Here is a 25,401-nt window from a genome sequence, read left to right as displayed (position 1 = left end):
TCAGAATTTCGAATGCTTGGGAAGCGCTGGTCTTAAGCGACAGCGCTTTCAAAAGCGTTCGGCGTGGTGTTCTTCAGATATTCGAGCGCGACCTTGGCCTTGGCCACCAGGGCAGCGAACGCCTGCGGCTCGTGGATAGCCATGTCCGACAGGATCTTGCGATCGATCTCGATGCCCGACTTGTTGAGGCCGTCGATGAAGCGGCCATAGGTCAGGCCATGTTCGTGGGTCGCGGCATTGATGCGCTGGATCCACAGCGCGCGGAACGAGCGCTTGCGGTTCTTGCGGTCGCGATACGCATACTGCATCGACTTTTCCACCGCCTGCTTGGCGATGCGGATGGTGTTCTTGCGACGGCCGTAGAAACCCTTGGCGGCTTTCAGGACCTTCTTGTGCTTGGCGTGCGAGGTGACGCCTCTTTTTACGCGTGCCATGTCATGATCTCCTTAAAAGCAATTCCAGGAAAAGTGCCTAGCGGTTTTCCGTTCGGAATTGCGTAAAACAAATGCGTGTCCGGACCGAATGCCTTAGAGGCCGTTCGGCAGAAAATTCTTGATGACCTTCTTGCCATCCGGTTCAGCCAGAACCATCGTGCCGCGGGCATTTCGAATGAACTTGTTGGAACGCTTGATCATGCCGTGACGCTTGCCGGCCGCAGCCGACAGGACTTTACCCGTACCTGTGATCTTGAACCGCTTCTTGGCGGCCGACTTGGTCTTCATCTTGGGCATTTTGCTACTCCGTTTATGTGCGCACGATCGCGCTTTTTGTTCGCTTCAGGCCGACCAAAGCCCGAAAAGCAAATGAAACCGCCACGGCATGCCCTGCCGGGCGGTTTTCATTAGAGCGCCGAAAGGACGCTCTAAATCTTTGAATCTGCGCATCGTGTTTACCCGAAAATCAAGAAAGCGATTTTCGGCCGATGCGTAGAACGGCGGTGCTATACGTTAAAGCCGGCGGCTGTGCAACACCTCAGGGGATGCGACGCTCTGTCCGAGCCCGACCGTGCCTTTACGGTAGCCGGAACAGCACCGGCAGAATGCCCGACTGTTGAGCGCCGTCGATTGTTTCGAAGACCGGAAGCGCCACCAGGAACACCAGGCCGTCCAGCAAAGTGGTCAACAGCAGGCGCGGCTTGAAGCTGCCGGTATCGCCTTCCTGGTAAAGTGACAGCTTCGGGAAGAAGCGCGGCACTTTCGCCAGATAGGCCCGGTATGGGGCGCCGAGGGCTTCCTTCAGGAATTTCTCCTCGCGCAGGATGACAATGTAAAAGGCGCCCGCGCACAGCACCGCAAAGCCGATCGTGGCGGTAATAGAGCCGATCTGCGCGCCGACGCCTGCGGCGGCAACCGTCGAGAAGACATAGAGCGGGTTGCGGGTGATCGAATAAGGTCCGCCGGTAACCACCTCGGAGGATTTGCGGCCGCCGATATAGAGCGTCGACCACAGGCGCCCGACAATGCCGAGAAAGATCAAGAGAACACCGACCATTTCGATCGTTTCATGCACCGGAGTATCGGGCGGAAAGGCAGATTGCCCGAACAGCAGTCCAGCGAACAGGACGACGACGAGAACGGCAAGCACCATCCTGCGCGTGTGCTGGTAGCTGCCCAGCGCATACTTGACTTCATTGACCATGCCGGAATCCGATCGTCGAAAAGCTTTGCCGGCGATCGCAGCATCTGGACAAGACAGGCGTCCCGCCGATCGCCGGGACGCCGTGGAATATGATCAAGGCGGATTTATCGCGCGATCACCACGCTGAACTTATCGCAATCTAGCGGGGCGCCAGCACCATCATCATCTGGCGGCCCTCTAGCTTCGGTTCGGCTTCGACCTTGGCGATGGGCGCCACTTCCTCGCGAACCTTGTTCAGAAGCTGCATGCCGAGTTCCATATGCGCCATCTCGCGGCCGCGGAAGCGCAACGTCAGCTTGACCTTGTCGCCTTCCTCGAAGAAGCGCCGCACGGCCTTCATCTTCGTCTCGTAGTCGTGGCTGTCGATGTTCGGGCGCATCTTGATCTCCTTGATCTCGATGACCTTCTGGTTCTTGCGCGCCTCGGCCGCCTTCTTCTGGTTGGCGTATTTCAGCTTGCCGAGATCGAGGATTTTTACGACGGGCGGCACCGCATTGGGTGATATCTCGACCAGATCGAGCCCGGCCTCTTCGGCGAGCAGCAATGCGTCGTTGATGGAGACATCGCCGCGGTTCTGGCCTTCGGCGTCGATTAGCTGGACCCGGGGAACCCGGATGTCACGGTTGGAGCGCGGGCCATCCTTGGTGGGCGCCGCTGCTTTGAAAGGTCTGCGAATGGTCGTGGTCTCCTTGAGCCGTTTCGTTCAGGGTTCTTCAGTTCATATCTGTGGACGCGCCAATGTGGTGAGCGCGCGGTCGGAGTCAATAGCACAGCGTTCACAGGAAATCACCCTGCGTCCGTCACCTTCGGCTGCGCCAAGCAAAGAAACGCGCCAAGCACTTTTCGCGAGCCCCCTGGCCGTGCCAAAAGACCGGCGAGAGGGAGCTAGCCATGACCACCCCGGTTTTTCTGGATGTCGAGGGAACGAGCATCGCCGTCAGGCAGACGGCGGGTGCCGCGCCCGGCATCGTCTGGCTCGGCGGCTATAAATCCGACATGCTGGGCACAAAGGCGCAGACGCTGGCGGAATGGGCAGGTCGGGAAGGCCGCGCCTTCCTGCGCCACGACTATTCCGGCCATGGCGAATCGGGCGGCGCCTTTGCCGACGGCACCATCTCGAAATGGCTCGCGCAAAGCCTGGCCGTTTTTCGTCATTTCACGCAAGGCAGGCAGATCCTGGTCGGCTCCTCGATGGGCGCATGGATCGCGTTGCGCATGGTGCAGGAATTGCGCAAGGCCGGCGAGGATCGCATTGCCGGTCTGGTGCTTCTGGCGCCGGCGCCGGATTTCACCGCCGAGCTGGTCGAACCGGCGCTGACCGAAGCGCAGAAGCGCGACCTCGCGGAGAAGGGCTTCTTCGAGGAGCCGTCGGACTATTCCGCCGAGCCCTACATCTACACGCGCGCGCTGATCGAGGATGGCCGCAACAACCGGGTGATGACCGGGCCGATCGACACCCACTGCCCCGTCCACATCCTGCAAGGCCTGGCCGACGCCGACGTGCCGGCAAGCCATGCGCTGAAGCTGGTCGGCCTGCTGCCGGCCGACGATGTCACGCTGTCGCTCATTCCCGAGGGCGACCACCGCCTATCGCGACCACAGGATCTCGACATGCTGCTGCGGTCGGTGGGGGCCATGGCGCGGCAGGCAGGATAGAAAAATGCGCATTTCCATCCCCATCTCCGCCTTCGTCGCGGCGATTGTCGGTTTTGGCGGCACGCTGGCCGTCGTCATTGCGGCGGCCAAGGCGGTCGGTGCGACGCAGGTCGAAACGGCGAGCTGGGTGACGGCGCTCTGCCTGGCGATGACGATCGAGTGCCTGTGGCTGTCCTGGCGCACGAAAATGCCCGTCATCACCGCCTGGTCGACGCCTGGCCTGGCGCTGATCGCGGCATCGAGCGGCTTTTCGATGGGGGAAGCGGTCGGCGCCTTCATCGTCACCGCGCTGCTGCTGATCGCCACCGGCCTGTTCGGGCCGCTGACGCGACTGATCGCCAGGATACCGGCCTCGGTCGCTTCGGGGATGCTGGCCGGCATCCTCGTCAGCTTCGCCGTCAACGCGATCAAGACCATCCCGGTCGACCCCTGGCTGATCCTGCCACTGATCGCCGCCTTCTTCGTCATCCGCCTGTTCAATCCAGCATTGTCGGTGCTGGCGGTGCTGATCGGCGGCGGCCTTGCCGCCTTCCTTACCGGTCGCGTCGGCGGCTTGCCGACTCCGGAACTGTCGACATTGACGCTGATCATGCCTCAATTCACGGCGACCGCGATCATCGGCCTGGCGCTGCCGCTCTACCTCGTCACCATGGCCTCGCAGAACCTGTCAGGCCTCGCCGTGCTGCGCGCCGCCGGCTACCACCCCGAACCCGGCCCGCTGATCGGTGTCACCGGCCTGTTGTCGCTGCTGTCGGCGCCGTTCGGCGCTTCGACCACCAATCTAGCGGCGATCTCGGCGGCGATCTGCACCGGGCCGGACGTGCATCCCGATCCCGCCGAGCGCTGGAAGACCGGGCCCTTCTACGCGCTGGCCTATCTCGTCTTCGCCATGTTCGGCGCCTCGCTGGTGGCGATCTTCGCCGTCCTGCCGCAAAGCCTGATCGTGCTGGTCGCCGGCCTGGCGCTGATGGCACCGCTCGCCAACGCGCTGTCGATCGCCTTGAAGGACGAGGGCGAACGCATGCCCGCCACCGTCACCTTTGCCGTCACCGCGTCAGGGCTGACGCTGTTCGGCGTCGGCGCGGCGTTCTGGGGGCTGGTCGCCGGCATGGTCGTGCTTTTCCTTGAAATGCTCAAAAAGCGATAATCATTTCAAACCTTTGTCCGGTTTTGGCGGACATTGTCTTGAATCGCCGTTTTCCCCTTCCCATTTCGAATCCACGCAGCCGTATCTGGCTGTCTCCAACTGAAGGATTGGGAGAAAATGAACACATCTGCATTGATCCGTCCGGCCTGGACGCCGGCGACCATCGCATTGATGGTTGTTGGCTTCATGGTGTTCTGGCCGCTCGGCTTCGCCATGCTCGCCTACATCATCTGGGGCGACCGGCTTGACGGCTTCAAGCGCGACGTGAACCGCGCCACCGACGGCATCTTCGCCGGCTGCCGCCGCGGTTCCGACAAGGCCGCGCGCTGGGGCCATGGCTCGGCCCGCACCGGCAACGTCGCTTTCGACGACTGGCGCGAAAAGGAACTCGAGCGTCTCAATGAAGAGCGCAACAAGCTCGACGAGATGCTGACCCAGTTCGACGAGTACGCCCGCGAATTGCGCCGCGCCAAGGACCAGGACGAGTTCGATCGTTTCATGGCCAACCGCAACAAGGCGACCTCGCCGACGACAACCGAGTCGACCGGTTCGACGACGACCACCAAGCGCGGCAAGGGTTCGACCCTGCTTGACGACTGAGGCCCTGCGACAGGTCTCGGCATGATAGGCGGCGTCGCGCAAGCGACGCCGTTTCTTTTTTGTTCTCTTTTCGAGTTTGCTCCTCTGGTCGTTTTCCTCGAATCGCGTATCGTCCAGCCATGACCATCGGCTTCTTCCGCAACCTGACCAAACCCAAGCCGGCGCCCGTCGTTGAGCGCGAGCATAGCGTGGCCGGTCGCACGCTGCCGCTCAAGATCGTCGAGAGCCACAGGGCGCGGCGCCTGACGCTGCGCATCGATTCCGGCGGCCAGGGCCTGCGCATCACCGTGCCGCCGGGCTTGCGCCGCGGCGAGGTCGAGAAATTCCTCGACCGCCACCAGGACTGGCTGGAGCAGCGCCTGGCCAAGGTGCCCACAAGGCCGCAGGTGCGCCCCGGCATCAAGATCCCACTGCGCGGCGTGCCGCATCGCATCGTGCATGATCCGTCAAAACGGGGCACCGTCACGCTGTCGCGCGACGAGCGCAGCCCGCTGATGATCGTCCATGGTGAGCGCGTGCATCTGCCGCGCCGCATCGCCGATTTCCTCAAGCGTGAGGCCAAGCGCGAGATCGAGCGGCTGGTGGCCAAACACAGCGCCGCGATCGGCAAGCGCCCCAAGGCGATCCGCTTCAAGGACACGTCGAGCCGCTGGGGATCATGCACCTCCGACGGCAGCCTGTCGTTCTCCTGGCGCATCATGATGGCGCCGGCGCCGGTGATAAACTACCTCGTCGCCCATGAGGTGGCGCATCTCAAGGAGATGAACCACGGTCCGAAATTCTGGAAATTGTGCGAGCAGCTTTGCCCCGACACCGAACGCTGCAAGGCCTGGCTGAAGCGCAATGGCGGCGCCCTACAGGCGATCGTGTTCGAGTAATTGGCGGGCCTGATCAATCGTCGTTGCTGGCATTGAGTTCACTCGGCCGCAGCCCCTCGTCGCCTTGGCGTGGCCACGGCAAAAAGTTCCTCTCAAAGGCGTCGCCACCGAAATAGTCGAGCGCGCGGTGCGCTTCGGCGCCGTTGAAGGCGGCCTTGTCCATCAGATGGGCGATGACCTCGCGAGCCTGCGCGATCTTTTGCCTGAGTTCCTCAGCGCTTTCACCTGCCATGGTTTTGTGCTCCCGCCTGTTGTCTGAAGGAAGGTAGCGCTTTCCAGCTCGGCGGCAAACACGGGGTCACGTTCCAGGCATCGCACCTGTCTGAGCGTTGGCGCTTTGCGCAAGCCACTCTCCCATGAATTCGAGAAAAGCCTGGATGCGCGGCGCGCGAAAACGCCCCTTCGGCGTCAGGGCCCACAGCGAAATCGTGTCCGAGCGATTTACATCAGTCAGAATTTCCACGAGCCTGCCACCGCGAACGGCTTGCCCGACGACAAAATCGGCGAGGCGGACAATGCCATGGCCCTCGATCGCCATATCGAAAAGCATACCGACATTGTCACAGGCGAAGTTTCCCTTCGGCAGGAAGCGCACGATGCCGTTCTCGGTTGCGATTGGCCAGGTCGTCGGCGAAGGCTGGCCCGACAGCGCAATGCAGCTGTGCCCTGCCAGCTCCGCAGCTGAAAGCGGGGTCCCGGCCCGCTGCAGATAGGATGGCGCGGCACAAATCAATCGGCGCCCTTCCGCCAGTTTGCGAACCACCAGATCGGACCCGGCGGCCGGGCTGCCGCGTATGACCACGTCGGCCTGCTCGGCAACAGGATCGACGAGCCGGTCGGTCAGAGAGAGGTCCACCGAGACTTCGGGAAAACGCTGCAGAAAAGCCGGCAGCGCGTGCAACAGCGCCTGTCTGGCAAAGCCAGTGCTGGAATTGAGCCGCAAAAGGCCTTTGGGGCTGCTGCGCGTCGACGACACATCGTCCTCGGTTCGGCCAATGAGCTCCAGCACGTCGCGCGCCCGTTCAAGATAGAGTGCACCTTCCGAGGTCAGCGCCAACCGCCGCGTGGTGCGCGTCAAGAGACGAACGCCGAGCCGGTCTTCGAGACGCGACACCAGCTTCGACAGCGCCGACGGCGTAACACGCAGTTCCTCGGCCGCCTTGGCGAAGGAGCCAACGTCCACGATGCGCACGAAGGCGGCCATTTCATCTGATGCAGCCATATTCATGAACCAAAGTCACGAGTGAACCATCAATCTAGCTGATTATGCGCTCTTCAGGAAATGATAATCAGGGCGAATGACCACTCCTCCCCGGCGATTGCCACCGATCGACTATGACCGGATCAGAACGATTGCGGCGATTGAGCGCCGCAAGGCGATCGATGAATTTTATCGGGCAGTTTACCGACGGATCCGGTCCGCCTTTCGCAGGCTGTTCTCGACTCTTTTGCCGTTTCGTGCCAATCCCCGCGCCATGGCGCTCGACATCAAGATATGCGGGTTGAAGACCGACGAGGCATTGGCCGCGGCATTGGCCGGCGGCGCCAGCCATGTCGGCTTCATTTTCTTTGCCAAGAGCCCGCGCTATGTCGAACCGTCTGAAGCCCGGCGCTTGCGGCAGGCGGCGCAGGGCAAGGCCACAGCGGTCGCCGTCACGGTCGACGCCAGCGACGCGTTTCTGGACGAGATCGTCGCAAAAATGCATCCCGACATGTTGCAGTTGCACGGTTCGGAAACGCCCGAGCGGGTGGCGCAGCTCAAGGCCCGTTACGGCCTGCCGGTGATGAAGGCGCTGTCGGTCAGCGAGGCTGCCGACCTGGAGCGGATAAAACCCTTCATCGGCATTGCCGACCGTTTCCTGTTCGACGCCAAGCCGCCGAAAGGTTCGGAATTGCCGGGCGGCAACGGCGTCGCCTTTGACTGGCGTATCCTTGCCGGCCTTGACGCCGGCGTCGATTACATGCTTTCCGGTGGGCTCAACGCCGCCAACATCGGCGACGCCCTTCGGCTTGCCAACCCGCCCGGAATAGATATTTCCTCGGGCGTGGAAAGCGCGCCGGGCGTCAAGGATCCGGCGCTGATCGAACAGTTTTTCCGGGCCGTCAGGGCAGCACGCGACAACCGCGCCGCCTGATCGGGCTTCAAACAGAGCATGTCCCGGAAAAGTGGAATCCGGTTTTCCGATAAGGACATGCTCAAGAACTAAATAAACAGCATGTCCCGGAAAAGTGGAATCCGGTTTTCCGATAAGGACATGCTCATAAGTGCAGGAGATCGGCGATGGACAAGCCGGCGACACCCAATTCCTTCCGCACCGGACCCGACGAACAGGGCATGTTCGGCATCTTTGGCGGTCGTTTCGTCGCCGAGACGCTGATGCCGTTGATCCTCGACCTGGAGCGGCACTGGAACGAGGTCAAGAACGATGCGGATTTCAAGGCCGAGCTGACTGACCTGTCGACCCACTATGCCGGGCGGCCGTCGAAGCTGTATTTCGCCGAAGGCCTGACGAAGCATCTCGGTGGTGCAAAAGTCTATTTCAAGCGCGAGGATCTGAACCACACCGGCTCGCACAAGATCAACAACTGCCTCGGCCAGATCCTGCTGGCCAAGCGCATGGGCAAGAAGCGGATCATCGCCGAGACCGGCGCCGGCCAGCACGGCGTCGCGTCCGCCACCGTCGCGGCGCGTTTCGGCTTTCCCTGCGTCGTCTATATGGGTGCCACCGATGTCGCCCGCCAAAGCCCCAACGTCTTCCGTATGAAGCTGCTCGGCGCCGAAGTGCGGCCGGTCACCGCCGGCCACGGCACGCTCAAGGACGCCATGAACGAGGCGCTGCGTGACTGGGTGACCAATGTCGAGGACACTTATTACCTGATCGGCACCGCCGCCGGCCCGCACCCCTATCCGGAGCTGGTGCGCGACTTCCAGTCGGTGATCGGCATCGAGGCGCGCGCCCAGATCCTCGAGCAGGAAGGCCGTCTGCCGGACACCATCATCGCCTGTGTCGGCGGCGGCTCTAACGCTATCGGCCTGTTCCATCCTTTCCTTGACGACAGGCAGGTTCGCATCATCGGCATCGAAGCCGGCGGCCGCGGCCTTGACGGCATCGAGCATTGCGCGTCGATGAGTGCCGGCGCCCCCGGCGTGCTGCACGGCAACCGCACCTATCTCCTGCAGAACGCCGACGGCCAGATCATGGACGGGCACTCGATCTCGGCCGGCCTCGACTATCCCGGCGTCGGCCCCGAGCATTCCTGGCTGCGCGATTCCGGACGCGTCGAATACGTGCCGATCCTCGACGACGAAGCGCTGGAGGCGTTCAAGCTGACGACGCGTGTCGAAGGCATCATTCCGGCGCTGGAATCGGCGCACGCCATCGCGCATGCGGTGAAGATCGTTCCCGCCATGGACAAGGACCAGATCGTCATCGTCAACCTGTCCGGTCGCGGCGACAAGGATGTGCACACGGTGGCCAGCATGCTGGGCATGGAGATCTGATCATGGCCACCCGCATCGACCGCCGCATGGCGAAACTGAAAACCGAAGGCCGTCCGGCGCTTGTCACCTATTTCATGGGCGGCGACCCGGACTACGACACCTCTCTGTCGATCATGAAGGCATTGCCGAGCGCCGGCGCCGACATCATCGAGCTCGGCATGCCGTTTTCCGATCCGATGGCCGACGGCCCGGCGATCCAGGCGGCCGGGCTCAGGGCGCTGAAAGGTGGCCAGACGCTGGTCAAGACGCTGAAGATGGCGTCGGACTTCCGCGCCGGTGACAACGAAACGCCGATCGTTCTGATGGGCTACTACAACCCGATCTACATCTACGGCGTCGACCGTTTTCTCAAGGACGCGATTGCCAGCGGCATCGATGGGCTGATCGTCGTCGACCTGCCGCCGGAGATGGATGAGGAGCTGTGCATCCCGGCACTCAAGGCGGGGATCAACTTCATCCGGCTGGCGACGCCGACCACCGACGACAAGCGCTTGCCCAAGGTGCTGCAGAACACCTCGGGCTTCGTCTACTACGTGTCGATGACCGGCATCACCGGTTCGGCGCTGGCCGACACCGGCAAGGTGGCGGCGGCGGTCAAGCGCATTAAGGGCCACACCGACCTGCCGGTCTGCGTCGGCTTCGGCGTCAAGACCGCCGAGCAGGCGCGTGTGATCGGTGCCAATGCCGACGGCGTCGTCGTCGGCACGGCCATCGTCAATGCCGTCGCCAATGTGCTGGGGCCGAAGGGCGAAAAGACGGCCGACCCGGCCGAAGCGGTTGCCACGCTGGTCAGCGGCCTTGCGCAAGGCGTGCGATCGGCCCGCCTTGCTGCCGCCGAATAAACTTCCTACGTCTTCGTCAGGACAGGAGCCGAAGCGATGAACTGGATCACCAATTACGTTCGCCCGAAGATCAATTCGATGCTCGGCCGGCGCACCGACATGCCCGAGAATCTCTGGATCAAGGATCCCGAGACCGGCGAGATGGTCTTCCACAAGGATCTGGAGCAGAACCAGTTCGTCATCCCGTCCTCCGGCCACCATATGAAAATCTCGGCCAAGGAGCGGCTGAGATTCTTCCTCGACGACGGCAAATACGAGCAGCTTGAGAATCCAAAGGTCATGCAGGACCCGCTCAAGTTCCGCGACGAGAAGCGCTACACCGACCGGCTGAAAGACGCCAAGGCCAAGACCGGCCTCGAGGACGCCATCGTCAATGCGCTTGGCTCCGTCGAAGGCCTGCCGGTGGTGGTGACGGTGCAGGATTTCGCCTTCATGGGCGGTTCGCTCGGCATGGCCGCCGGCGATGCCATCGTGCATGGCTTCGAGGTCGCCTTGCAGCGCAAGCGGCCGCTGATCCTGTTCGCCGCTTCCGGCGGCGCCCGTATGCAGGAAGGCATCCTGTCGCTGATGCAGTTGCCGAGAACCACTGTCGGTGTCGATCGGCTGAAGGAAGCCGGGCTTCCCTACATAGTCGTGCTGACCAACCCGACCACCGGCGGCGTCACCGCCTCCTATGCCATGCTGGGCGACGTGCACATCGCCGAACCCGGCGCGCTGATCGGCTTTGCCGGACCGCGCGTCATCGAGCAGACCATAAGGGAAAAGCTGCCGGATGGCTTCCAGCGCTCCGAATATCTGATGGAGCACGGTATGGTCGACATGGTGGTGTCGCGGCTGGAGCTGCGCGGGACAATCTCCAGGTTGCTGAAGATGCTGCTCAAGCTGCCGGAAGAGCAAAAGCCGCTGGAGCCGGAAATCCTGCCGCCGGCGGTGATCCCGGCAGAAGCGCGCCCGCAAGCCTGACGCGACATCGTTTCGCCGCGAACCGCGATTGCGTGCGATCTATCGCGCTGTAGCTTCTTGATTGCGCATGATCCCCAGCGAAAATCGATTCCGATTTTCGCGGTCATGCACTAGGATTCCCGTAATGACCACGCTTGCCGCAAACCGCGAAATCGAAAGCCTGATGGCACTTCATCCGAAGGGCTTCGACCTTTCGCTCGACCGCATTTCGCGGCTGCTCGAACGGCTGGGCAATCCGCAGGACAAATTGCCGCCGGTCATCCATATCGCCGGCACCAACGGCAAGGGTTCCTGCGCTGCCTTTTCGCGGGCACTGCTCGAAGCGTCGGGCTACCGCGTCCATGTCCACACCTCGCCACATCTGGTGAACTGGCACGAGCGCTACCGGCTGGCCGCCGATGGCGGCGGCAGGCTGGTCGACGACACGGTCTTTGCCGAGGCCATCGCCCGCGTCGCCAAGGCCAATGGCGGCGAGAAGATCACCGTCTTCGAAATCCTCACCGCCGTCACTTTCCTGCTGTTTTCCGAGCATCCGGCCGATGTGGCCATCATCGAGGTCGGCCTTGGCGGCCGCTTCGACGCCACCAATGTCATCAATGAGCCGGCTGTCTCGGTGGTCATGCCGGTCTCGCTCGACCACGAAGCCTATCTCGGCGACCGGGTCGAACTGATCGCCGCCGAAAAAGCCGGCATCATCAAGCAAGGCTGCGCGGTGGTTATCGGCGCCCAGGAAAGCGAAACGGCGCTGCAGGTGCTCATCGAGACCGCCGAGCGGCTCGACTGCCCCACCTTCGTCTATGGCCAGGATTTCCTCGCCTATGAGGAAAACGGCCGCATGGTCTACCAGGACGAAGATGGCTTGCTGGACCTGCCGCCGCCGCGCCTGCCGGGGCGTCACCAGTTCGCCAATGCGGCGGCCGCGATCGCCGCGGTCAAGGCTGCCGGCTTCGAGATCAGCCAGCGCGCCACCGAGAAGGCAATGGCCACGGTCGCCTGGCCGGGCCGGATGCAGAAGCTTCCGCAAGGCAGGCTGGCGGAACTGGCGCCGAAGGGCGCCGACATCTGGCTCGACGGCGGCCACAATCCGGGCGCCGGCGTGGTCATTGCCGAAGCGCTGGCCGAGCAGGAGGAAAGGAACCCGCGGCCGCTGTTCCTCGTCTCAGGCATGATCAACACCAAGGACCAGAGCGGCTATTTTCGCGCCTTCAAGGGCCTGGTCCGGCATGTCTACACGGTGCCGGTGAGCCTCAGTGAGGCCGGCGTGCCAAATGACGAACTGGCGATCCGGGCAACCGAGGCCGGGCTGACGGCCGAACCGGTCAGTTCCGTCGCCAGCGCGCTGATGCTGCTGCGCGACACCTGGGACGGACCGCCGCCGCGCATCCTGATCGGCGGTTCACTGTACCTGGCCGGTGCGGTATTGGCCGAAAACGGCACCCCGCCAACATGATCAAGGTAAAGCAGCTCGCTCACGTCTGCATTTTCGCGCATGATTTGGAAGTGACGCGAAGCTTCTATCGGGACGTCCTTAGCATGGACACCCAATTCAATTTCTTGCGCGACGGCAAGATTTTCGGTTTCTACCTCAATTGCGGCGGACGCAGCCATGTCGAGGTGTTTCAGAAGGACGGCACGAGCCATAGCGAGCTAAACCAGATCAACCATCTCTGCCTTGAAGTGGAAAACATCAACGCAGCGATCGCCCACATCAGGTCGAAGGGCGTCGACGTCACGTCAAAGAAACACGCCTGCGACGATACCTGGCAGGCCTGGATTCGCGATCCCAACGACGTGAAGATAGAGCTGTTCGAATATACCGAAAAAAGCGCGCAATTCGCCGGCGGCGACCGTATCGCCGATTGGTGATCGCGCCTTGTCACGGGGCGGCAGCGCCTGCCCTGATGCGACCTGGCGGATTATTTCAGCTCGATCTCGATGAAGGCGTATTCGCCCTCATTGGCGTTGATGACGTCGTGTTCGACACCTTCCTTGCGAAAATAGGGCGCACCCTTCTTCATCTCGGCAAAGGATTCGCCGTCCTTGGTCAGGAGCTTCACCTTGCCGTCCATCAGCGGCACGACGACATAGTCGTGGCCATGGCGGTGCCAGCCGGTGTTTTCGCCCGGCGCGAAGCGGTATTCGGTGACGATGACGCGGTCATTGTCGATGAAGACGGTGGCCTTGGCGGATCCGGTCATGTCGTTTCTCCTGTTTGCCAAAACAGAGGACATGGAGCCGGTCGGCGCGAGGGCCAGAGCCGCTCAGCGATGACGCCAACAAAAAACCCGGCCATTGGCCGGGCTTTTGTCGGAAATGTCGGTCTGCTCAGGCGAGGCTGCCATTGATCCAGTGCGACAGCGCGGTTTTGGGCGCTGCACCCACCTTCATGTCGGCCATTTCGCCGCCCTTGAAGATCATCAGCGTCGGGATCGAGCGCACGCCGTACTGTGCGGCAAGCTCGGGATTCTCGTCGATGTTGAGCTTGGCGATCTTCACCTTGGCGCCGAGCTCGGTGGCGATGTCTTCGAGCGCCGGCGCGATCATCTTACAGGGGCCGCACCATTCCGCCCAGAAATCGACGACGACCGGTACGTTGGCGTCCAGCACATCGGTCTGAAAATTGCTCTTGTCGACCTTGACGGTGGTCATGCGGAAAAATCCTTTCGAAAGTTTTTGTCCCACCAAATGTGGTGGTGATAGCGCCCTTCTTCAAGCAGGTGTTGTGTCACGCTCCCGTGAGTCGGGCAAGGGCGTCATCCATGGCCACTGGCGGCAGCTCGATCAGCCGCGGCGCTTCGGTAAACAGCAGCGCAGCCGAGACCTCGCGGCCGGGGTAAAGCGGCTGCAGCAACGCTCGATAGAGGGCAAGTTGCAGGACATAGGCTGGCGGAACCTCGGCAATCGTCATCGGCGCCGGCCGGTTGGTCTTGTAGTCGACGATCGAAACGCTGTCGGGCGTCACCGCCAGCCGGTCGATCTTGCCGGAGATCGAGCGCATTTTGCCCTTCACCTCCAGGCTGCCCATAACGGCGACTTCCGCCCGCGACATTGACCCAAACAGCTGATCGAAGCGGCTGTCGGCGAGGATCGCCGTCACCGAGGCCAGCGCCCTGTCGCGCTCGGCATAAGGCCACTCTGCGCCCGCGCGGATAAGATAGCGTTCCGCCGCCGCCCGGCGTTCGCTTTCAGCAATACCGGGCAGCATCTGCAGAAGCCTATGGAGCGCCAGCCCGCGCATCACCGCAAAGCCAGGCTCCGCCTCGCTATCCAGCACCGGCGAGCGTGTATCGACCACGGCCTCCTTGCCTTCATCGATTAGCGCCGAGGCGCCGGACGGCGACAGCGGTCGTGGCAGATCCTCGTAAGGCGGCAGCGGCCGGAACAGGGTGGCTGGCAAGAGCCCGAACTGGCGCGCTTGTCGCGCCTCTTCGACGGCTACGGGCGTCATCGGCAGCAGCTTTGTCACGTGAAACCGATGCACAGCTTCGCCGATCGCGGGGTGCTGGCGCTCCTCGCTTTCAGGCGCGCCGACCAGCGCCCGGCTGACGATAGAATGCCAGGTGCCGGTGCTGGGCGCCCGCTTGCCATGGTAGCCGCAGACGATCAGCCGGTCCTCGGCCCGCGTCATGCCGACATAGAGCAGCCGGCGGTATTCGTCGTCGGCGAGATCCCGCGCCCGAGCAGCGGCAGCCCGCGAAAAGCCGTTGGCAACGTCGCTGGCGGCGCGCCAGAGATAGCCCTTGCCGTCCCAATGTTGACCTGAGCCTTCGAACGGCATCAGCCGCGGCAGATGCTGGTCGCTGAACGGCGCCGAACCGCCATCGACCAGGAACACCACTGGCGCTTCCAGGCCCTTGGCGGCGTGCACGGTCATGACGCGGACCTCGTCGCGGGTCTGGTCCATTTCGCGCTTGATCTCGGGGCCGGTGTTCTCCAGCGTCGACAGGAAGGATTCCAGCCCCGGCAGGCCAGTCCGCTCCTCGGCCAGGCAGAAGCTCAGGAATTCGTCGAGAATATCTCCGGCTTCCGGTCCCAGCCGCGCGATCATCTTCTTGCGCAATCCGTCACGCGCCAGGACGCCGGCGTAGAATTCAAACACCGGCTTGAACGCCGCTTCGTTCGACCATGAGTCGAGCCGGGTGACGACAGAAGTCAGCGCGGCACTGTCGCCGGCGTGTTGACGCAGCGAAGCTATCAGCGAAAGGCCAGACGGCCTCTCGCCTGCCAGCGTGAAAAGCATCTCTTCCGCAACATCGAAGATCGGGCTGCGCAGCACGGCGGCAAGCGACAGATCGTCCTGTGGCTGGATGAGAAAATGGCCGAGCGCGATCAGGTCCTTCACCGCGATATGGCCGGGCAGGCTGAGCCGGTCGGCGCCGGCGACAGGAATGTCGCGGCGCTTCAATGCGCGCGTCAGCGCGTGGACAAAGCGGTCGCGCTTGCGCACCAGCACCAGCACATCGCCGGGCCGCAGTTTCGTCCCGCGGCCTTCGATGATTTCGCCGCTACCGATCCAGCCGGCAATGGTTGCCGCGACGTTTTCGGCAACGCGCACCGCTGGTGCATGGGCGTGGTCGATGGCCTGCGTCCAGTCGTCAGGCTCGTCGACAATGTCGGCACCGATCGACGGCCACACCTCGACATAGCCCGGCGCATCGGTGCGGATCGCCTTGTGGTCCAGCGGATCTGGATCATGGCTGATGCCACGCCGTACGCCCGGCTCGGCGAAGACGCGGTCGACGGCGGCAAGGACGTCGTCGGTCGAGCGGAACGACCAGGTCAGCTTGAGATCGGCGAACGCAGCGTTGGCGTCGCGCACGCGTCCGGCAAACAAAAGTCGGCTGTCGGCGAACGAGTCCGGCGCAGCGCCTTGAAAGGAATAGATCGACTGCTTCTCGTCGCCGACGGCAAACACCGTGCGGTGGACGCGGTCGCGGGCGCCGTGCCCGGCAAAGAACTCTTCCGCCAACCGCTTCACCACCACCCATTGGTCGGGGCTGGTGTCCTGCGCCTCGTCGAGCAGGATGTGGTCGATGCCCTGGTCGAGCTTATATTGCACCCAGGGGCCGGCATCGGGCCGCGCCAAAAGGTTGACCGTGCGGGTGATGAGGTCGTTGAAATCGAGGAAGCCGCGGCCGCGCTTCAGCGCCTCGTAGCGGGCGATCAGCCAGTCGGCGATGGTCAGCGCCGCGCGCGTGCCCTCCAGCATCCTGAACAGCGCCAGCCGGTCGGAGATGTCGAGAATGGCTCTGACCGTCGAGAGATAGCGATCCGGCAGCTCGGGCAGCCGGTCGAGCAACGCCTTCTTGAAGGCCTTTGCCGGATCGTAAGGGTCGCCATCCGCCTTGAGAAAAGCCCGGCAAAGCAGACCAAGCCTGCGCACCGGATCACCCTCCGCGAAGGCTAACCTTGCATAGGGCAGGATGTTGTTGAGCACGGTGCGGGCATCGGCATCCTCGGCGGCGCGGGCGAAGCCGGCAAAATAATCCGGCAGGAAGCCCGGCAACGGCCAGACGGACGCCGCTATGTTTTCAGCAGTCTGCCCGGCCCTGAACTGGAATTCGTCGAACAGCGCTTGAAAGCGGTCGCGGCCGGCAACATTGATAAAGGCACGCAAACCGTCACGCTTGCGCACGATCTCGGCCAGCAGTGCGTCGAGCCCGGCCTCGCCGCTGCGTTCCAAAACGGTGGCGAAGGCCTCGGCCAACTCCATGTCGCCGGCCGCGGTGCCCGAAATCATGTCGCGGCAGGCGCTGGCGAACAGCGACGCCTCCATCTGCGGATCGAGCATCTCGAAATGGGCGGGGATGTTGGCTTCCAGCGGAAACTGATGCAGCACCGATTCGCAGAAGGCGTGGATGGTCTGGATCTTCAGCCCGCCCGGCGTTTCCAGCGCTTCGGCGAACAAGCGCCGCGCCCGGCGCATGGTGTCGCGATCGGGCCGGCGATTGTCCAGCGCCTCTATCCTGGTCACCAGTTCCGCGTCGCCCAGCGCCGTCCATTCCGACAATGTCGAAAACACCCGGTTCGACATGTTGGCGGCGGCGGCGCGCGTATAGGTCAGGCACAGGATTTTCGACGGGTCGGTGCCGCGCAGCAAAAGCCGGATGACGCGCTGGGCCAGCACATGGGTCTTGCCCGATCCGGCATTGGCCGACACCCAGGCCGAATTCAACGGGTCGGAGGCACGCGCCTGGCTGGCTGCGGTCTCGGTGGGGATGGGATAGGCCTTCTTCACGCCTCCCCTCCCTCGTCACTGGTGTCGCCGCCGGCAGACCATTCGAGCACGCGGGCGAGATGGTCGTAGTCGCCATCGGTCTCGCCCTCGCGGAACGGCAGCGCCCGCGACAAATAGCCGGTCGTCGGATCGGCATAGTGGATCAGCAGCTGTTCCAGCCGCGCCCAGGCCTCTTCGGCGAGATCGGTGGCGGTTCGCGGCTTGCGGTTGTATTCGAGGATCGATTCTTCGAACACCTCGCCATTCGGCTTCAGCCTGATGAAGGCCAGTTGCGACGGTTCGCGCGCGCCCAGCCCCTTGAACGCGCCGCGCCTGAGCAGCGCGCCCTCCAGCGCCAGCTGCGGCGCCAGCAGCGTATGCGCTTGTGCCTTGGACGGTGAGGAGCCGGTCTTGTAGTCCAGAATGTCGGCCATGCCGCCGGCCAGCAGGTCGACGCGATCGGCATAGCCGGACATCGTCACGCCGGATTGACCGACGACGGTTTTCTCGGCGCGTTCCTCGGCATGCCGCCTTGCCACGGCGGCGGCGCGGCCGCGCTCCCACTCGATGATGCTGGCGGCCAGTTTTTCGAAGCGCGGCCACCACACGGCCTCGACATCGGTGGGAAGGGCCGCCTCGGCAAAGCAGGCCCGGCCTGCGGCGATGAGACCCTCCAGCGCCTCAGGCGCGCGCGGGTCGGCCACGCGCCGTGAGAAGAGGTGCAGGATGGCGTGAAACAGCGTGCCGCGCTCGACGGCACCCGGATCGCGGATAACCGGATCGAGCGGCATCAGGCCAAGAATCCTCCTGGCGTATACCGCGTAGGGGTCGCGGCGCAGCGTCTCGATCTCGGTAACCGAGAAATGCTGCGGCCGCACATTGAGTGGCGGCTTCGGCTGCGGCCTTGGCGCGAAATCTTCCCGCTCACCGGCATCGAGCGCGCGCGCCCAGGCCAGCAATTCGTCGCCGCGCCGGCGAAGCACGGCCGCGTGCTCCTTGCCGGTGAAGGTAAGGATGCGCTGCAGCCAGCGCGACGGCACCGCCGGCGCGTCACCGGCGCGGGCGGAGCGGGCCAGCACCACCTTCTTCGCGCCCATTGCCATCTGGAAATCATGGGCGGCAAGGCCGATACGTCGTTCCGGCGGTTCAAGATCGATGCCGGTCTTCATCAGCCGCGACATGAAGCGATCGCTCTCCGGCTTGCGCGGCCACACGCCTTCATTGAGCCCGCCGATCACCAGCGTGTCGACGCTCTGCAGCCGGGCTTCCAGCGCGCCCCAGATGGCGATGTTGCGGTCGGTGCCTTGCGCCGGCTTGACCGTTTCTGGCGCGATCAGCGCGTCCATCACATCCGGCCATTCGTCCGCCGCGAAGGCAAAGGAAGCTGATACGGCGACCAGCCCGCGCAGCAGCTCGGCAAGCTTTTCACCGGCGTCGCCGGCATAGAGTTCACTTAGGCTCCCGTCCGCCCCACGGCCGAGATTTTCCAGCGCGACGATGCTGGCCTGCGTCAGCATGGCGAGATCGGCATTCTCCTCACCGCGAAAGGTCGTCAGCGGTGCCAGCGCATAGGCAAGACGGCTGAGCAGGTCGCGCGCGCCTTCGATGCCTGCAACGGTCAAGCGGGAAAACCAGAAAGGCTGGCGCTTGTCGCCGCTCAGGCCGGCAAGACGAGCCTCGAACAGCGCCGGCAGCGATGCGATATCGGGGCGCCCGGTGCCGCCGCGCAGCGCCACCAGTTCTACGATCTCAGCCGCATGACGGACCCTGGCCCGCTCCAGGCCAAGCGCAAGCAGCGGGTGCTTGAGCAGCGACAGCAGGCCGACCGGATCACCGGGGCGGAACGTGGCCTGAAGCGCCAGCCTGAGCAGGCTGGCCGCCGGCGTGTTGGCGAGCGGCGTGCCGCCGGAATCGTCGGCGACGACACCGAAGCGCAACAGCTCGGCCGAAACGCGCCGCGCCAGCGCGCGATCGCCAGTAACCAGCGCTGCCCGCTGTCCCGGCTCTTCGACCGCAGTCTTGAGCGCCACGGCAATGGCCACCGCTTCGTCGCGTTCGCTGGCGGCCTCCACCAGCGTCACATCGGCAAAGGCCTCGGCGATGTCAGCGGCGGCAAAACGGATGCGTGTCTCGACCCATAGCTCGGTGGTTTCGGCCGGCCGCAGCGCTTCGCCGACAAGAGCCGCGCGGATGGCAAGCGGCCTAGCCGCCTCCACGATCTCCTCGACATCGGCGCGTAGCACGCCGATCTTGCCGATCAGCTTTGCCAGGCCGTATTGCGGATGGCCAAGCAAGGCTGGGCGGGCGCCGGGCGCTGCAATCGCCGCGAAGGATGGATCGTCGAGCATCCGGTCGAGGCCAGGAAGCACCACGGCACCATTGGGCAGTCTGGCGACCACGGCAAGCAGTTCAGCCGTGGCCGGGATCGAACCGGTGGAGCCGGCGGCGATCACCGGCCCAGCGGGCGGATTGCGTTTCAGCCGCGCCGCTTCGAGACGGATCAGCGCGTTGCGATGTGCGGCTGGGTTGGAGCGGTCGTGCTCCTGCAAAAGTTTCGGCCAGTTGTCGGTGACGATGCCGAGGAAATCGAGTGTCACCTGCCACCAGCCGGCGAGGTTTCCGGTCACCAGATCGGCAAGCCGGGTCCAGTCTGAATCCTCGGTCTCGATCTCGTCCATCAGCCGGGCAAGGTCCCGCGCCAGCCAGATGGCGTCGGCGGCGGAGGCCGGCACGACGATCTCCTCGTCGAACATTGCCGCGACATGAGCCGGCAGGTTGCGTTTCCAGGCACGCACCAGCGGCGCCAGCAGCAGCAGGCGTTCGATCGCTGCAATCGGCGGTGCAAGGTCGATGGCGGCTGATGCTTCGGCCTCGAAAGCAGCCTCGTCCTCGTCGAATTCGCCGAGCGGGCGGATGACCGGCAGGATCGCCGAGCGGCCACCCATACTGTCCACGAAAGCGCCGCGCAGAGCGCGCGCGGCGCGTCGCGTCGGCACATAGATGGTCACATCGGCCAGCGTCAGCGGATCGCCGTCGAAGCGGAAACCGGGAACCAACTGGCCCGCAAGCAGCGCCTGCGCCAGCGTCGGCAGAAACGGCGCTCCGGGCGGGATCGAGAAAACGCGGCGGGAGCCGCTCATCGTGACTCAGTGAGGGCGCCGGCGACCGCCGCTTCCGCCAGCGGAATGGCGTCGGGTGTGCCGACGGTGATCCAGCGGCCGTGCATCGTCATGCCGAACAGGCGCCCAGCGGCAATCGTCGTGTCGAAATAGGCGTTGAGCGAGTGCGGCTCGGTCGGGGCATCCTTGAACAGGCGCGGATGGACGATGGCAGCGCCGGCGTAGATCAGTCCCGCCGGATCACCTTTTGAACGTCGTAGAGCGCCGTTCGGCGCCACCAGGAAATCCGTGCCGCCGCTGTGTCCGGTCGCTGATGGAAGGTCCGCGAGCATCAGCAGAATATCCATTTTCGCCGCGTCCCATGCAAGGGCGAGGCGGGAAAGGTTGGGCACGCCGCTGTCGATCCAGAATGTGTCGGCATTGATGATGTAGAAGGGGCCGTTCCCCAGCTCCGGCAATGCCTTGACGATGCCGCCGGCGGAATCGAGCAAGATTTCGCTCTCGTCGGAAATGACGACCTGCGGGGTGTGGCGTGTGGCGACGTGGCCGACGATCTGTTCGGGAAAGTAGTGAACGTTGACGATGGCTTTGCTGACACCGGCGCCGGCCAGGCTGTCCAGGCTCCAGTCGAGCAGCGTCTTGCCGGCGATCCTGATCAGCGGCTTTGGGATCGTGTCGGTGATCGGCCGCATGCGCTTTCCAAGCCCGGCGGCCAGCACCATTGCGGTCTTGGGACTTGCCGTCACAGCGATCGTTCCTCCATCAGGCCATGGGCGACGTAGAAGTCCCGCAGGCTTGCCAAGGCCGGGTGCGCCAGTGCCCGCCGGAGATAGTCGCGGATACGCGGCAGGTGCTTCAGGTAGTAGGGCTTGCCGTCGCGCTTTTCGAGCCGGACGAAAATGCCGAGGATCTTCGAATTGCGCTGTGCTGCCATGATTGCATAGGCCTCGGTGAACTTGTCCTCATCGAAGGCGCCGGCCGCGCGTCGCGCTGCGATATAGGCGTCGAGCGTCTGCCTTTCAATTTCCGGCGACATGGTGACACGAGCATCCATGGCCAGCGACGCGACATCATAGGCAGCGGGGCCGATCAGCGCGTCCTGGACATCGACGACGCCGAGGCGATCATGGCCGGAACGGTCGCCGCGCCAGATGATGTTGGGCGAATGAAAGTCGCGCAGCATCAGCGTGTTTTGGTGACCTTTCAAGCGGTCGAGAACCGCGTTCCACGCGTTGTGGTAGCCGGCCCGCATGGCATCGCTTGGCGGGCTGCCGGTCAGCATCGGCACATACCAGTCGACCAGCAGGTCGGCTTCGATCATCATGGCATCACGGTCGAAAGGCTGCACGTGGTGAAGAACGCCGGGCGCGACCTCCATCCGGTCGGGCCAGGTCTTGCCATGCATCATGGCAAGCAGTTCGGCCGCCGCCGCAAAGCGTTCGGCCACCGGCTCGCCGTGCCCGTCGAGAAATCCCTCCGAACCCAGATGCTCGATCAGCAGGAACCCCTGTTCCAGGTCGTCGGCATGGATCTCCGGGACGCTGACACCGCCGGCCAGCAAGGTCCGGTCGATGGCAACAAAGGCGGAAACGGACTGCGCTGTGTGGGCGATCAAGGCATAGGGCTTGCCGTCGCGGACCGGCGGCCCCAGCACCAGCCGCGGCGAGTTCATCAGCACCCGCGGCGCAAAACCGGCGAGCGAGACGATTTCATAGGAGCGGGCCGAGGCGTCGCCGACAAAATATCGTCTCTGCGCTTCGCCCCAGCCAGCCCGGTGGAGAAAGTCGCGCATCGCCAGCGATCGCGCCACGCGCTCGAAGGCCGCGCCTTGTCCCGAGAGCCTGGCAAGGCGTCCGTCGCCCTCTTGAGTTAGTTCGATCAGGATCGAGGTCTTCGGCAGAGTGGACTCTGCCCGTTCCGGCCATTCGACCAGGGCGGCGCCTTGCGCCAGCGCATCGTCGAAGCCCAGCTCGTCGATTTCATCAGCCGAAGACAGCCGGTAGAGATCGAAATGATGGACCGGGACACGCGTGTCGTAGCTCTGCACCAGCGTGAATGTCGGGCTCGGCACGTCGAGGCCGGGATCGTCGGCCAATGCCCGGATCAGCGCGCGCGCCAGGGTCGACTTGCCGGCGCCGAGATCGCCTTTGAGGGCAAGCACGTCACCGGGCCGCAGCGACATGGCGAGATCTTCGCCGAGCCTTGCCGTCGCAGCCTCGTCAGCGAGAAAACGCTCCAGCCCTGCCATGCAGCGCGCTACTCGGCCGCTTCGCGGATGCCCGACGGCGTGTCGGGGAAGGTGCAGATGACGGTGGTGCCCTTGTCCTTGCCGGTCTCGATGCGCACGCTGCCGCCATGCAGCTCGACAAAACTCTTGACGATCGACAGGCCGAGCCCGGCGCCGCGCCGGCGGCCGCCATTGGTCTTTGGCTCGAAGCGGCGGAACACAGAATCGAGCAGGTCCGGCGGCATGCCGGGACCATCGTCATGGACGGAGAACTCGACGCCTTCCCCAAGCTGGCGGCAAGCGAGCGTGATGGTGCTCGCCTCCGGCGCATAGTTCGCAGCGTTGCTCAGCAGATTGTAGAGGATCTGGCGGACGCGGATCTCGTCGCCATGGAAACTTTTTGGTGCGGCAGCAGCGTCTATCCTGAGCTCGATCGAATGCTGCTCCAGCCGATCTGAGACCAGTTCGGCGGCCGCCGCGATGGTCCTGTCTATGCTCACTTCGGAGATGTCGAGCTGCATGATGCCGGCGTCCACCGTCGCCAGATCGAGTATGTCGTTGACGATGGTGAGCAGTACCGAGGAGGACGATCCGACATGCTCGACATATTCGCGCTGCTTCGGGCTCAACGGTCCGGTTGTCGGCAGCGACAAAAGCTCGGTGAAGCCGATGATGTTGGTCAATGGCGAGCGCAGCTCGTAGGAGACGTGCTGCACGAACTCGTTCTTGAGCTGGTCGGATTTTTCCAGTGCTTCGTTCTTGTCTTTCAGCGCCCGCTCGACATTGACGCTGTCGGTGACGTCGACGAAGGTCATCATCACTTGACCGTTGGGCAGATGGATGACGGCGTAGCGCAGCACATTGCCGTTGTTGAGCTCGGTCTGGCCGTGGCGGTCGCGGCGCTCATCGTCGAAACCGGTGATGGCGGCAACAAACCCACTCCAAGGGCTGTCAGCGGCATGCTGGTCGCACAGATCGCGGATCGTTGAGACATGGACGTTTGGCTTGACCACGTCCGCGCCCAGTCCCCACAGCGCGACAAAAGCGGGATTGGACAGGCGCAACCGCCCATCCGGGCCGAACACCGCCACGCCTTCGGCAAGGTTGTCGAGCGTTTCGCCCTGGACCCGCACCGCGGTCTGGTAACGGCTTTCCAGGTCCATCTTCTCGGTCAGGTTCTCGAACACCCAGGTCACGCCGCCCTTGGGCTGCGGGTTGGCCACCACGCGGATGGTCTTGCCGTCGGGCAGATGCCACCAATGTTCCTGCGATTCGACGGCGCGGTAGGCGCCGAGCAGGCTTTCCTTCCAGCGCCGCCATTCGGGCTGCTCGGCGATCTTGCCTTCGCTGCGTAGCCGGTCGAGCAACAAGGCGTTGTCCGGGGCGCTGTGCAGGAAGCCGCTGTCGAGGTTCCATAGCTTCTGGAATGCCTGGTTGAAGAAACGCAGCTTCTCGTCGGTATCGAAAATCGCAACGGCCGTGTTCAGCTGGTCGAGCGTGTCGGCATGGCTTCTCACCGTCCGCTCATATTCGCCACGGATGGTTTCGATGGCGCTGGTGTCGCTGGCGATCCCGGCGGAGCCGTCGGCGCCGGCGAAGTCGGTCACCGCGAACATGCGGCGGTCGCCCTCGATCACCGTCGACAGCGTCTGTTCAAAGACCGGGCGCGATTTGTGCTGTTCGGCGATCGCATCGCGCGCCTGGCCGCCGAGGAATTCCTTGGCGTCACGAACAGCGGCTTCTGCGGTTTCAGCTTCGACCGCCTCGGCATAGGCACGGTTGACCCATTTCAGCCGTCCGTCGGCAGCGCGCAGCCATGACGGCATCTTGAGCGCGTCGAGAAGACCGATCATGGTGTCGTAGTCGGCGGCCAGCCGCTGGTTCTCGATTTTCAGCCTGGCCTGGCTTCGCTGCGTTTCCGAAAGCGACACGAAACGCACAAGCACATGGGCTGCACTCTTGCGCCCGTGCACTTCGAGCGGCGCTCCGGCCTGCGATTCGATGACGAGATCGAAGGCCTTCGTCTTTTCGCGCAATCCCGCCACGGCATTCTCGAGCGCTGCCGCCGAGCGCGGCATCAGCCAACGGCCGAAGGCGAGGAAGGCGGCACGGTCTTCGGGCGCCCCGCTCTCGATCGGCAGCGTTCCTATCAGTTCAGGCTTCTTGTTTTCCGAGCCCCACACGATTACGCGCTGATCGCGCAGGTTGAGCAGCGCCTCGGAGCGCTGCAGCGCTGCATTGACGTCGGCGATGCGGGCCCTGAGTTCGCCATTCTGCGCCGAGGTTCGCGCCCTTTCGCGGATCAGGAAAATCGCCGAGACAAGTGCCGCGCCCATGACGCCGGCAAACATGGCAAGTTGCATGACCTCGACCGTGCTGACCGAGAGTCCGGTTTTTTGGGCAATGCTGGGCTCGGCGTGCGCCGCCAAGCAAAGCAGCGGACCAGCGAGTGTGGCCGTGGCAAGAAACGTCGCGACGCGGGCGCGCCATGAAAGGCTCCCGCCTGTGACGACGGAGCCGATGGCCCCCGAATCGTTGCGGCCGCCGGAAACGGCCTGTCCCGCGCGAGGCGGGTTTTCCCCCGGCATGTCTTGGTCCTTTTCGCCGCCTGA

At 63.8% G+C, this 25,401-nt stretch carries 23 protein-coding genes; 10 read left to right on the top strand and 13 right to left on the bottom strand.

Annotation, left to right across the window (positions count from 1 at the left end):
* Positions 1–32 precede the first annotated feature (32 nt).
* The 4 genes from rplT to infC form a co-directional block, all read right to left on the bottom strand.
* Positions 33–434, bottom strand: coding sequence for a 50S ribosomal protein L20 (gene rplT, locus LHFGNBLO_RS07735; RefSeq protein ID WP_023672281.1), 402 nt, complete (start codon positions 432–434; stop codon positions 33–35).
* Positions 435–527: 93 nt separating this feature from the next.
* Positions 528–731, bottom strand: coding sequence for a 50S ribosomal protein L35 (gene rpmI, locus LHFGNBLO_RS07730; protein ID WP_006201248.1), 204 nt, complete (start codon positions 729–731; stop codon positions 528–530).
* A gap of 280 nt (positions 732–1,011) precedes the next feature.
* Positions 1,012–1,638 (bottom strand): methyltransferase family protein, encoded by a 627-nt coding sequence (locus LHFGNBLO_RS07725; RefSeq protein WP_258605623.1) that lies wholly within the window; start codon positions 1,636–1,638, stop codon positions 1,012–1,014.
* 139 nt (positions 1,639–1,777) lie between these two features.
* Entirely contained in the window at positions 1,778–2,314 is a 537-nt protein-coding gene (gene infC / locus LHFGNBLO_RS07720; protein WP_081482097.1) for a translation initiation factor IF-3, read from the bottom strand.
* A 215-nt stretch (positions 2,315–2,529) separates the two neighbouring features.
* On the opposite strand from infC, the gene LHFGNBLO_RS07715 reads away from it, so the two are divergent.
* The 4 genes from LHFGNBLO_RS07715 (at position 2,530) to LHFGNBLO_RS07700 (ending at position 5,919) form a co-directional block, all read left to right on the top strand.
* The gene (locus LHFGNBLO_RS07715) at positions 2,530–3,294 is read left to right on the top strand and encodes an alpha/beta hydrolase (protein ID WP_258605622.1); all 765 of its coding nucleotides are present in this window, start codon (positions 2,530–2,532) and stop codon (positions 3,292–3,294) included.
* A gap of 4 nt (positions 3,295–3,298) precedes the next feature.
* Positions 3,299–4,441, top strand: coding sequence for a benzoate/H(+) symporter BenE family transporter (locus LHFGNBLO_RS07710; RefSeq protein ID WP_258605621.1), 1,143 nt, complete (start codon positions 3,299–3,301; stop codon positions 4,439–4,441).
* 117 nt (positions 4,442–4,558) lie between these two features.
* On the top strand, positions 4,559–5,041 hold the full coding sequence (locus LHFGNBLO_RS07705; protein WP_258605620.1) for a DUF2852 domain-containing protein: 483 nt from the start codon (positions 4,559–4,561) through the stop codon (positions 5,039–5,041).
* Between the two features lie 119 nt (positions 5,042–5,160).
* Positions 5,161–5,919 (top strand): M48 family metallopeptidase, encoded by a 759-nt coding sequence (locus LHFGNBLO_RS07700; RefSeq protein ID WP_258605618.1) that lies wholly within the window; start codon positions 5,161–5,163, stop codon positions 5,917–5,919.
* Between the two features lie 13 nt (positions 5,920–5,932).
* On the opposite strand, the gene LHFGNBLO_RS07695 is transcribed toward LHFGNBLO_RS07700, so the two are convergent.
* A complete protein-coding gene (locus tag LHFGNBLO_RS07695; RefSeq protein ID WP_258605616.1) occupies positions 5,933–6,151 on the bottom strand; it encodes a hypothetical protein in 219 nt (72 codons plus the stop codon).
* Positions 6,152–6,217: 66 nt separating this feature from the next.
* Positions 6,218–7,141 (bottom strand): LysR family transcriptional regulator, encoded by a 924-nt coding sequence (locus LHFGNBLO_RS07690; RefSeq protein WP_258605615.1) that lies wholly within the window; start codon positions 7,139–7,141, stop codon positions 6,218–6,220.
* Between the two features lie 253 nt (positions 7,142–7,394).
* Between LHFGNBLO_RS07690 and LHFGNBLO_RS07685 the strand changes: the two genes are divergently transcribed.
* The 6 genes from LHFGNBLO_RS07685 (at position 7,395) to LHFGNBLO_RS07660 (ending at position 13,092) form a co-directional block, all read left to right on the top strand.
* The gene (locus LHFGNBLO_RS07685; RefSeq protein ID WP_258609648.1) at positions 7,395–8,054 is read left to right on the top strand and encodes a phosphoribosylanthranilate isomerase; all 660 of its coding nucleotides are present in this window, start codon (positions 7,395–7,397) and stop codon (positions 8,052–8,054) included.
* A gap of 146 nt (positions 8,055–8,200) precedes the next feature.
* Positions 8,201–9,421 (top strand): tryptophan synthase subunit beta, encoded by a 1,221-nt coding sequence (gene trpB, locus LHFGNBLO_RS07680; protein ID WP_258605613.1) that lies wholly within the window; start codon positions 8,201–8,203, stop codon positions 9,419–9,421.
* Positions 9,422–9,423: 2 nt separating this feature from the next.
* Complete coding sequence (gene trpA, locus LHFGNBLO_RS07675; protein ID WP_258605611.1) at positions 9,424–10,263, top strand: tryptophan synthase subunit alpha; 840 nt, start codon at positions 9,424–9,426, stop codon at positions 10,261–10,263.
* 36 nt (positions 10,264–10,299) lie between these two features.
* Positions 10,300–11,226: an acetyl-CoA carboxylase, carboxyltransferase subunit beta gene (accD, locus tag LHFGNBLO_RS07670; protein ID WP_258605609.1), complete on the top strand. Its 927-nt coding sequence runs from the start codon at positions 10,300–10,302 to the stop codon at positions 11,224–11,226.
* 124 nt (positions 11,227–11,350) lie between these two features.
* Positions 11,351–12,676: a bifunctional folylpolyglutamate synthase/dihydrofolate synthase gene (locus tag LHFGNBLO_RS07665; protein WP_258605607.1), complete on the top strand. Its 1,326-nt coding sequence runs from the start codon at positions 11,351–11,353 to the stop codon at positions 12,674–12,676.
* Complete coding sequence (locus LHFGNBLO_RS07660; RefSeq protein WP_258605605.1) at positions 12,673–13,092, top strand: VOC family protein; 420 nt, start codon at positions 12,673–12,675, stop codon at positions 13,090–13,092. Before LHFGNBLO_RS07665 ends, LHFGNBLO_RS07660 begins: the two co-directional genes overlap by 4 nt.
* A gap of 50 nt (positions 13,093–13,142) precedes the next feature.
* Here the strand turns inward: LHFGNBLO_RS07660 and LHFGNBLO_RS07655 are convergent, their stop codons facing one another.
* The 7 genes from LHFGNBLO_RS07655 to LHFGNBLO_RS07625 all read right to left on the bottom strand — a co-directional run bounded on the left by LHFGNBLO_RS07655 (position 13,143) and on the right by LHFGNBLO_RS07625 (position 25,377).
* On the bottom strand, positions 13,143–13,424 hold the full coding sequence (locus tag LHFGNBLO_RS07655; RefSeq protein WP_258605603.1) for a cupin domain-containing protein: 282 nt from the start codon (positions 13,422–13,424) through the stop codon (positions 13,143–13,145).
* Positions 13,425–13,551: 127 nt separating this feature from the next.
* On the bottom strand, positions 13,552–13,875 hold the full coding sequence (gene trxA, locus LHFGNBLO_RS07650; RefSeq protein WP_258605602.1) for a thioredoxin: 324 nt from the start codon (positions 13,873–13,875) through the stop codon (positions 13,552–13,554).
* Between the two features lie 76 nt (positions 13,876–13,951).
* Positions 13,952–17,464 carry a double-strand break repair helicase AddA gene (gene addA / locus LHFGNBLO_RS07645; RefSeq protein WP_258605600.1) on the bottom strand — a complete coding sequence of 1,171 codons (3,513 nt, stop codon included), beginning with the start codon at positions 17,462–17,464 and terminating at the stop codon, positions 13,952–13,954.
* A complete protein-coding gene (addB, locus tag LHFGNBLO_RS07640; RefSeq protein ID WP_258605599.1) occupies positions 17,461–20,583 on the bottom strand; it encodes a double-strand break repair protein AddB in 3,123 nt (1,040 codons plus the stop codon). The genes addA and addB overlap by 4 nt, the downstream gene beginning before the upstream one ends.
* Entirely contained in the window at positions 20,580–21,308 is a 729-nt protein-coding gene (locus LHFGNBLO_RS07635) for a nucleotidyltransferase family protein (RefSeq protein ID WP_258605598.1), read from the bottom strand. Before LHFGNBLO_RS07635 ends, addB begins: the two co-directional genes overlap by 4 nt.
* Positions 21,305–22,810: a tRNA (adenosine(37)-N6)-threonylcarbamoyltransferase complex ATPase subunit type 1 TsaE gene (gene tsaE, locus LHFGNBLO_RS07630; RefSeq protein ID WP_258605597.1), complete on the bottom strand. Its 1,506-nt coding sequence runs from the start codon at positions 22,808–22,810 to the stop codon at positions 21,305–21,307. The genes LHFGNBLO_RS07635 and tsaE overlap by 4 nt, the downstream gene beginning before the upstream one ends.
* An 8-nt stretch (positions 22,811–22,818) precedes the next feature.
* Positions 22,819–25,377 (bottom strand): sensor histidine kinase, encoded by a 2,559-nt coding sequence (locus LHFGNBLO_RS07625; RefSeq protein ID WP_258605595.1) that lies wholly within the window; start codon positions 25,375–25,377, stop codon positions 22,819–22,821.
* Positions 25,378–25,401 lie beyond the last annotated feature (24 nt).

It is taken from the genome of Mesorhizobium sp. AR10 (assembly GCF_024746795.1).
In the GTDB taxonomy this organism is placed as follows: domain Bacteria; phylum Pseudomonadota; class Alphaproteobacteria; order Rhizobiales; family Rhizobiaceae; genus Mesorhizobium.
Note: the sequence above shows the minus strand (reverse complement) of the source record. Positions and strands in the feature narration are given on the sequence as shown.

Bases quoted from the DNA above. Each gene is read 5' to 3' on its own strand.
- LHFGNBLO_RS07655 (WP_258605603.1), bottom strand. From the start codon at position 13,424: ATGACCGGATCCGCCAAGGCCACCGTCTTCATCGACAATGACCGCGTC.
- addB (WP_258605599.1), bottom strand. From the start codon at position 20,583: ATGAGCGGCTCCCGCCGCGTTTTCTCGATCCCGCCCGGAGCGCCGTTT.
- LHFGNBLO_RS07665 (WP_258605607.1), top strand. From the start codon at position 11,351: ATGACCACGCTTGCCGCAAACCGCGAAATCGAAAGCCTGATGGCACTT.
- rplT (WP_023672281.1), bottom strand. From the start codon at position 434: ATGGCACGCGTAAAAAGAGGCGTCACCTCGCACGCCAAGCACAAGAAG.
- LHFGNBLO_RS07700 (WP_258605618.1), top strand. From the start codon at position 5,161: ATGACCATCGGCTTCTTCCGCAACCTGACCAAACCCAAGCCGGCGCCC.
- LHFGNBLO_RS07660 (WP_258605605.1), top strand. From the start codon at position 12,673: ATGATCAAGGTAAAGCAGCTCGCTCACGTCTGCATTTTCGCGCATGAT.
- rpmI (WP_006201248.1), bottom strand. From the start codon at position 731: ATGCCCAAGATGAAGACCAAGTCGGCCGCCAAGAAGCGGTTCAAGATC.
- trxA (WP_258605602.1), bottom strand. From the start codon at position 13,875: ATGACCACCGTCAAGGTCGACAAGAGCAATTTTCAGACCGATGTGCTG.
- LHFGNBLO_RS07695 (WP_258605616.1), bottom strand. From the start codon at position 6,151: ATGGCAGGTGAAAGCGCTGAGGAACTCAGGCAAAAGATCGCGCAGGCT.
- trpB (WP_258605613.1), top strand. From the start codon at position 8,201: ATGGACAAGCCGGCGACACCCAATTCCTTCCGCACCGGACCCGACGAA.
- LHFGNBLO_RS07725 (WP_258605623.1), bottom strand. From the start codon at position 1,638: ATGGTCAATGAAGTCAAGTATGCGCTGGGCAGCTACCAGCACACGCGC.
- LHFGNBLO_RS07625 (WP_258605595.1), bottom strand. From the start codon at position 25,377: ATGCCGGGGGAAAACCCGCCTCGCGCGGGACAGGCCGTTTCCGGCGGC.
- accD (WP_258605609.1), top strand. From the start codon at position 10,300: ATGAACTGGATCACCAATTACGTTCGCCCGAAGATCAATTCGATGCTC.
- LHFGNBLO_RS07690 (WP_258605615.1), bottom strand. From the start codon at position 7,141: ATGGCTGCATCAGATGAAATGGCCGCCTTCGTGCGCATCGTGGACGTT.
- trpA (WP_258605611.1), top strand. From the start codon at position 9,424: ATGGCCACCCGCATCGACCGCCGCATGGCGAAACTGAAAACCGAAGGC.
- LHFGNBLO_RS07710 (WP_258605621.1), top strand. From the start codon at position 3,299: ATGCGCATTTCCATCCCCATCTCCGCCTTCGTCGCGGCGATTGTCGGT.
- LHFGNBLO_RS07715 (WP_258605622.1), top strand. From the start codon at position 2,530: ATGACCACCCCGGTTTTTCTGGATGTCGAGGGAACGAGCATCGCCGTC.
- LHFGNBLO_RS07685 (WP_258609648.1), top strand. From the start codon at position 7,395: ATGGCGCTCGACATCAAGATATGCGGGTTGAAGACCGACGAGGCATTG.
- LHFGNBLO_RS07705 (WP_258605620.1), top strand. From the start codon at position 4,559: ATGAACACATCTGCATTGATCCGTCCGGCCTGGACGCCGGCGACCATC.
- tsaE (WP_258605597.1), bottom strand. From the start codon at position 22,810: ATGGCAGGGCTGGAGCGTTTTCTCGCTGACGAGGCTGCGACGGCAAGG.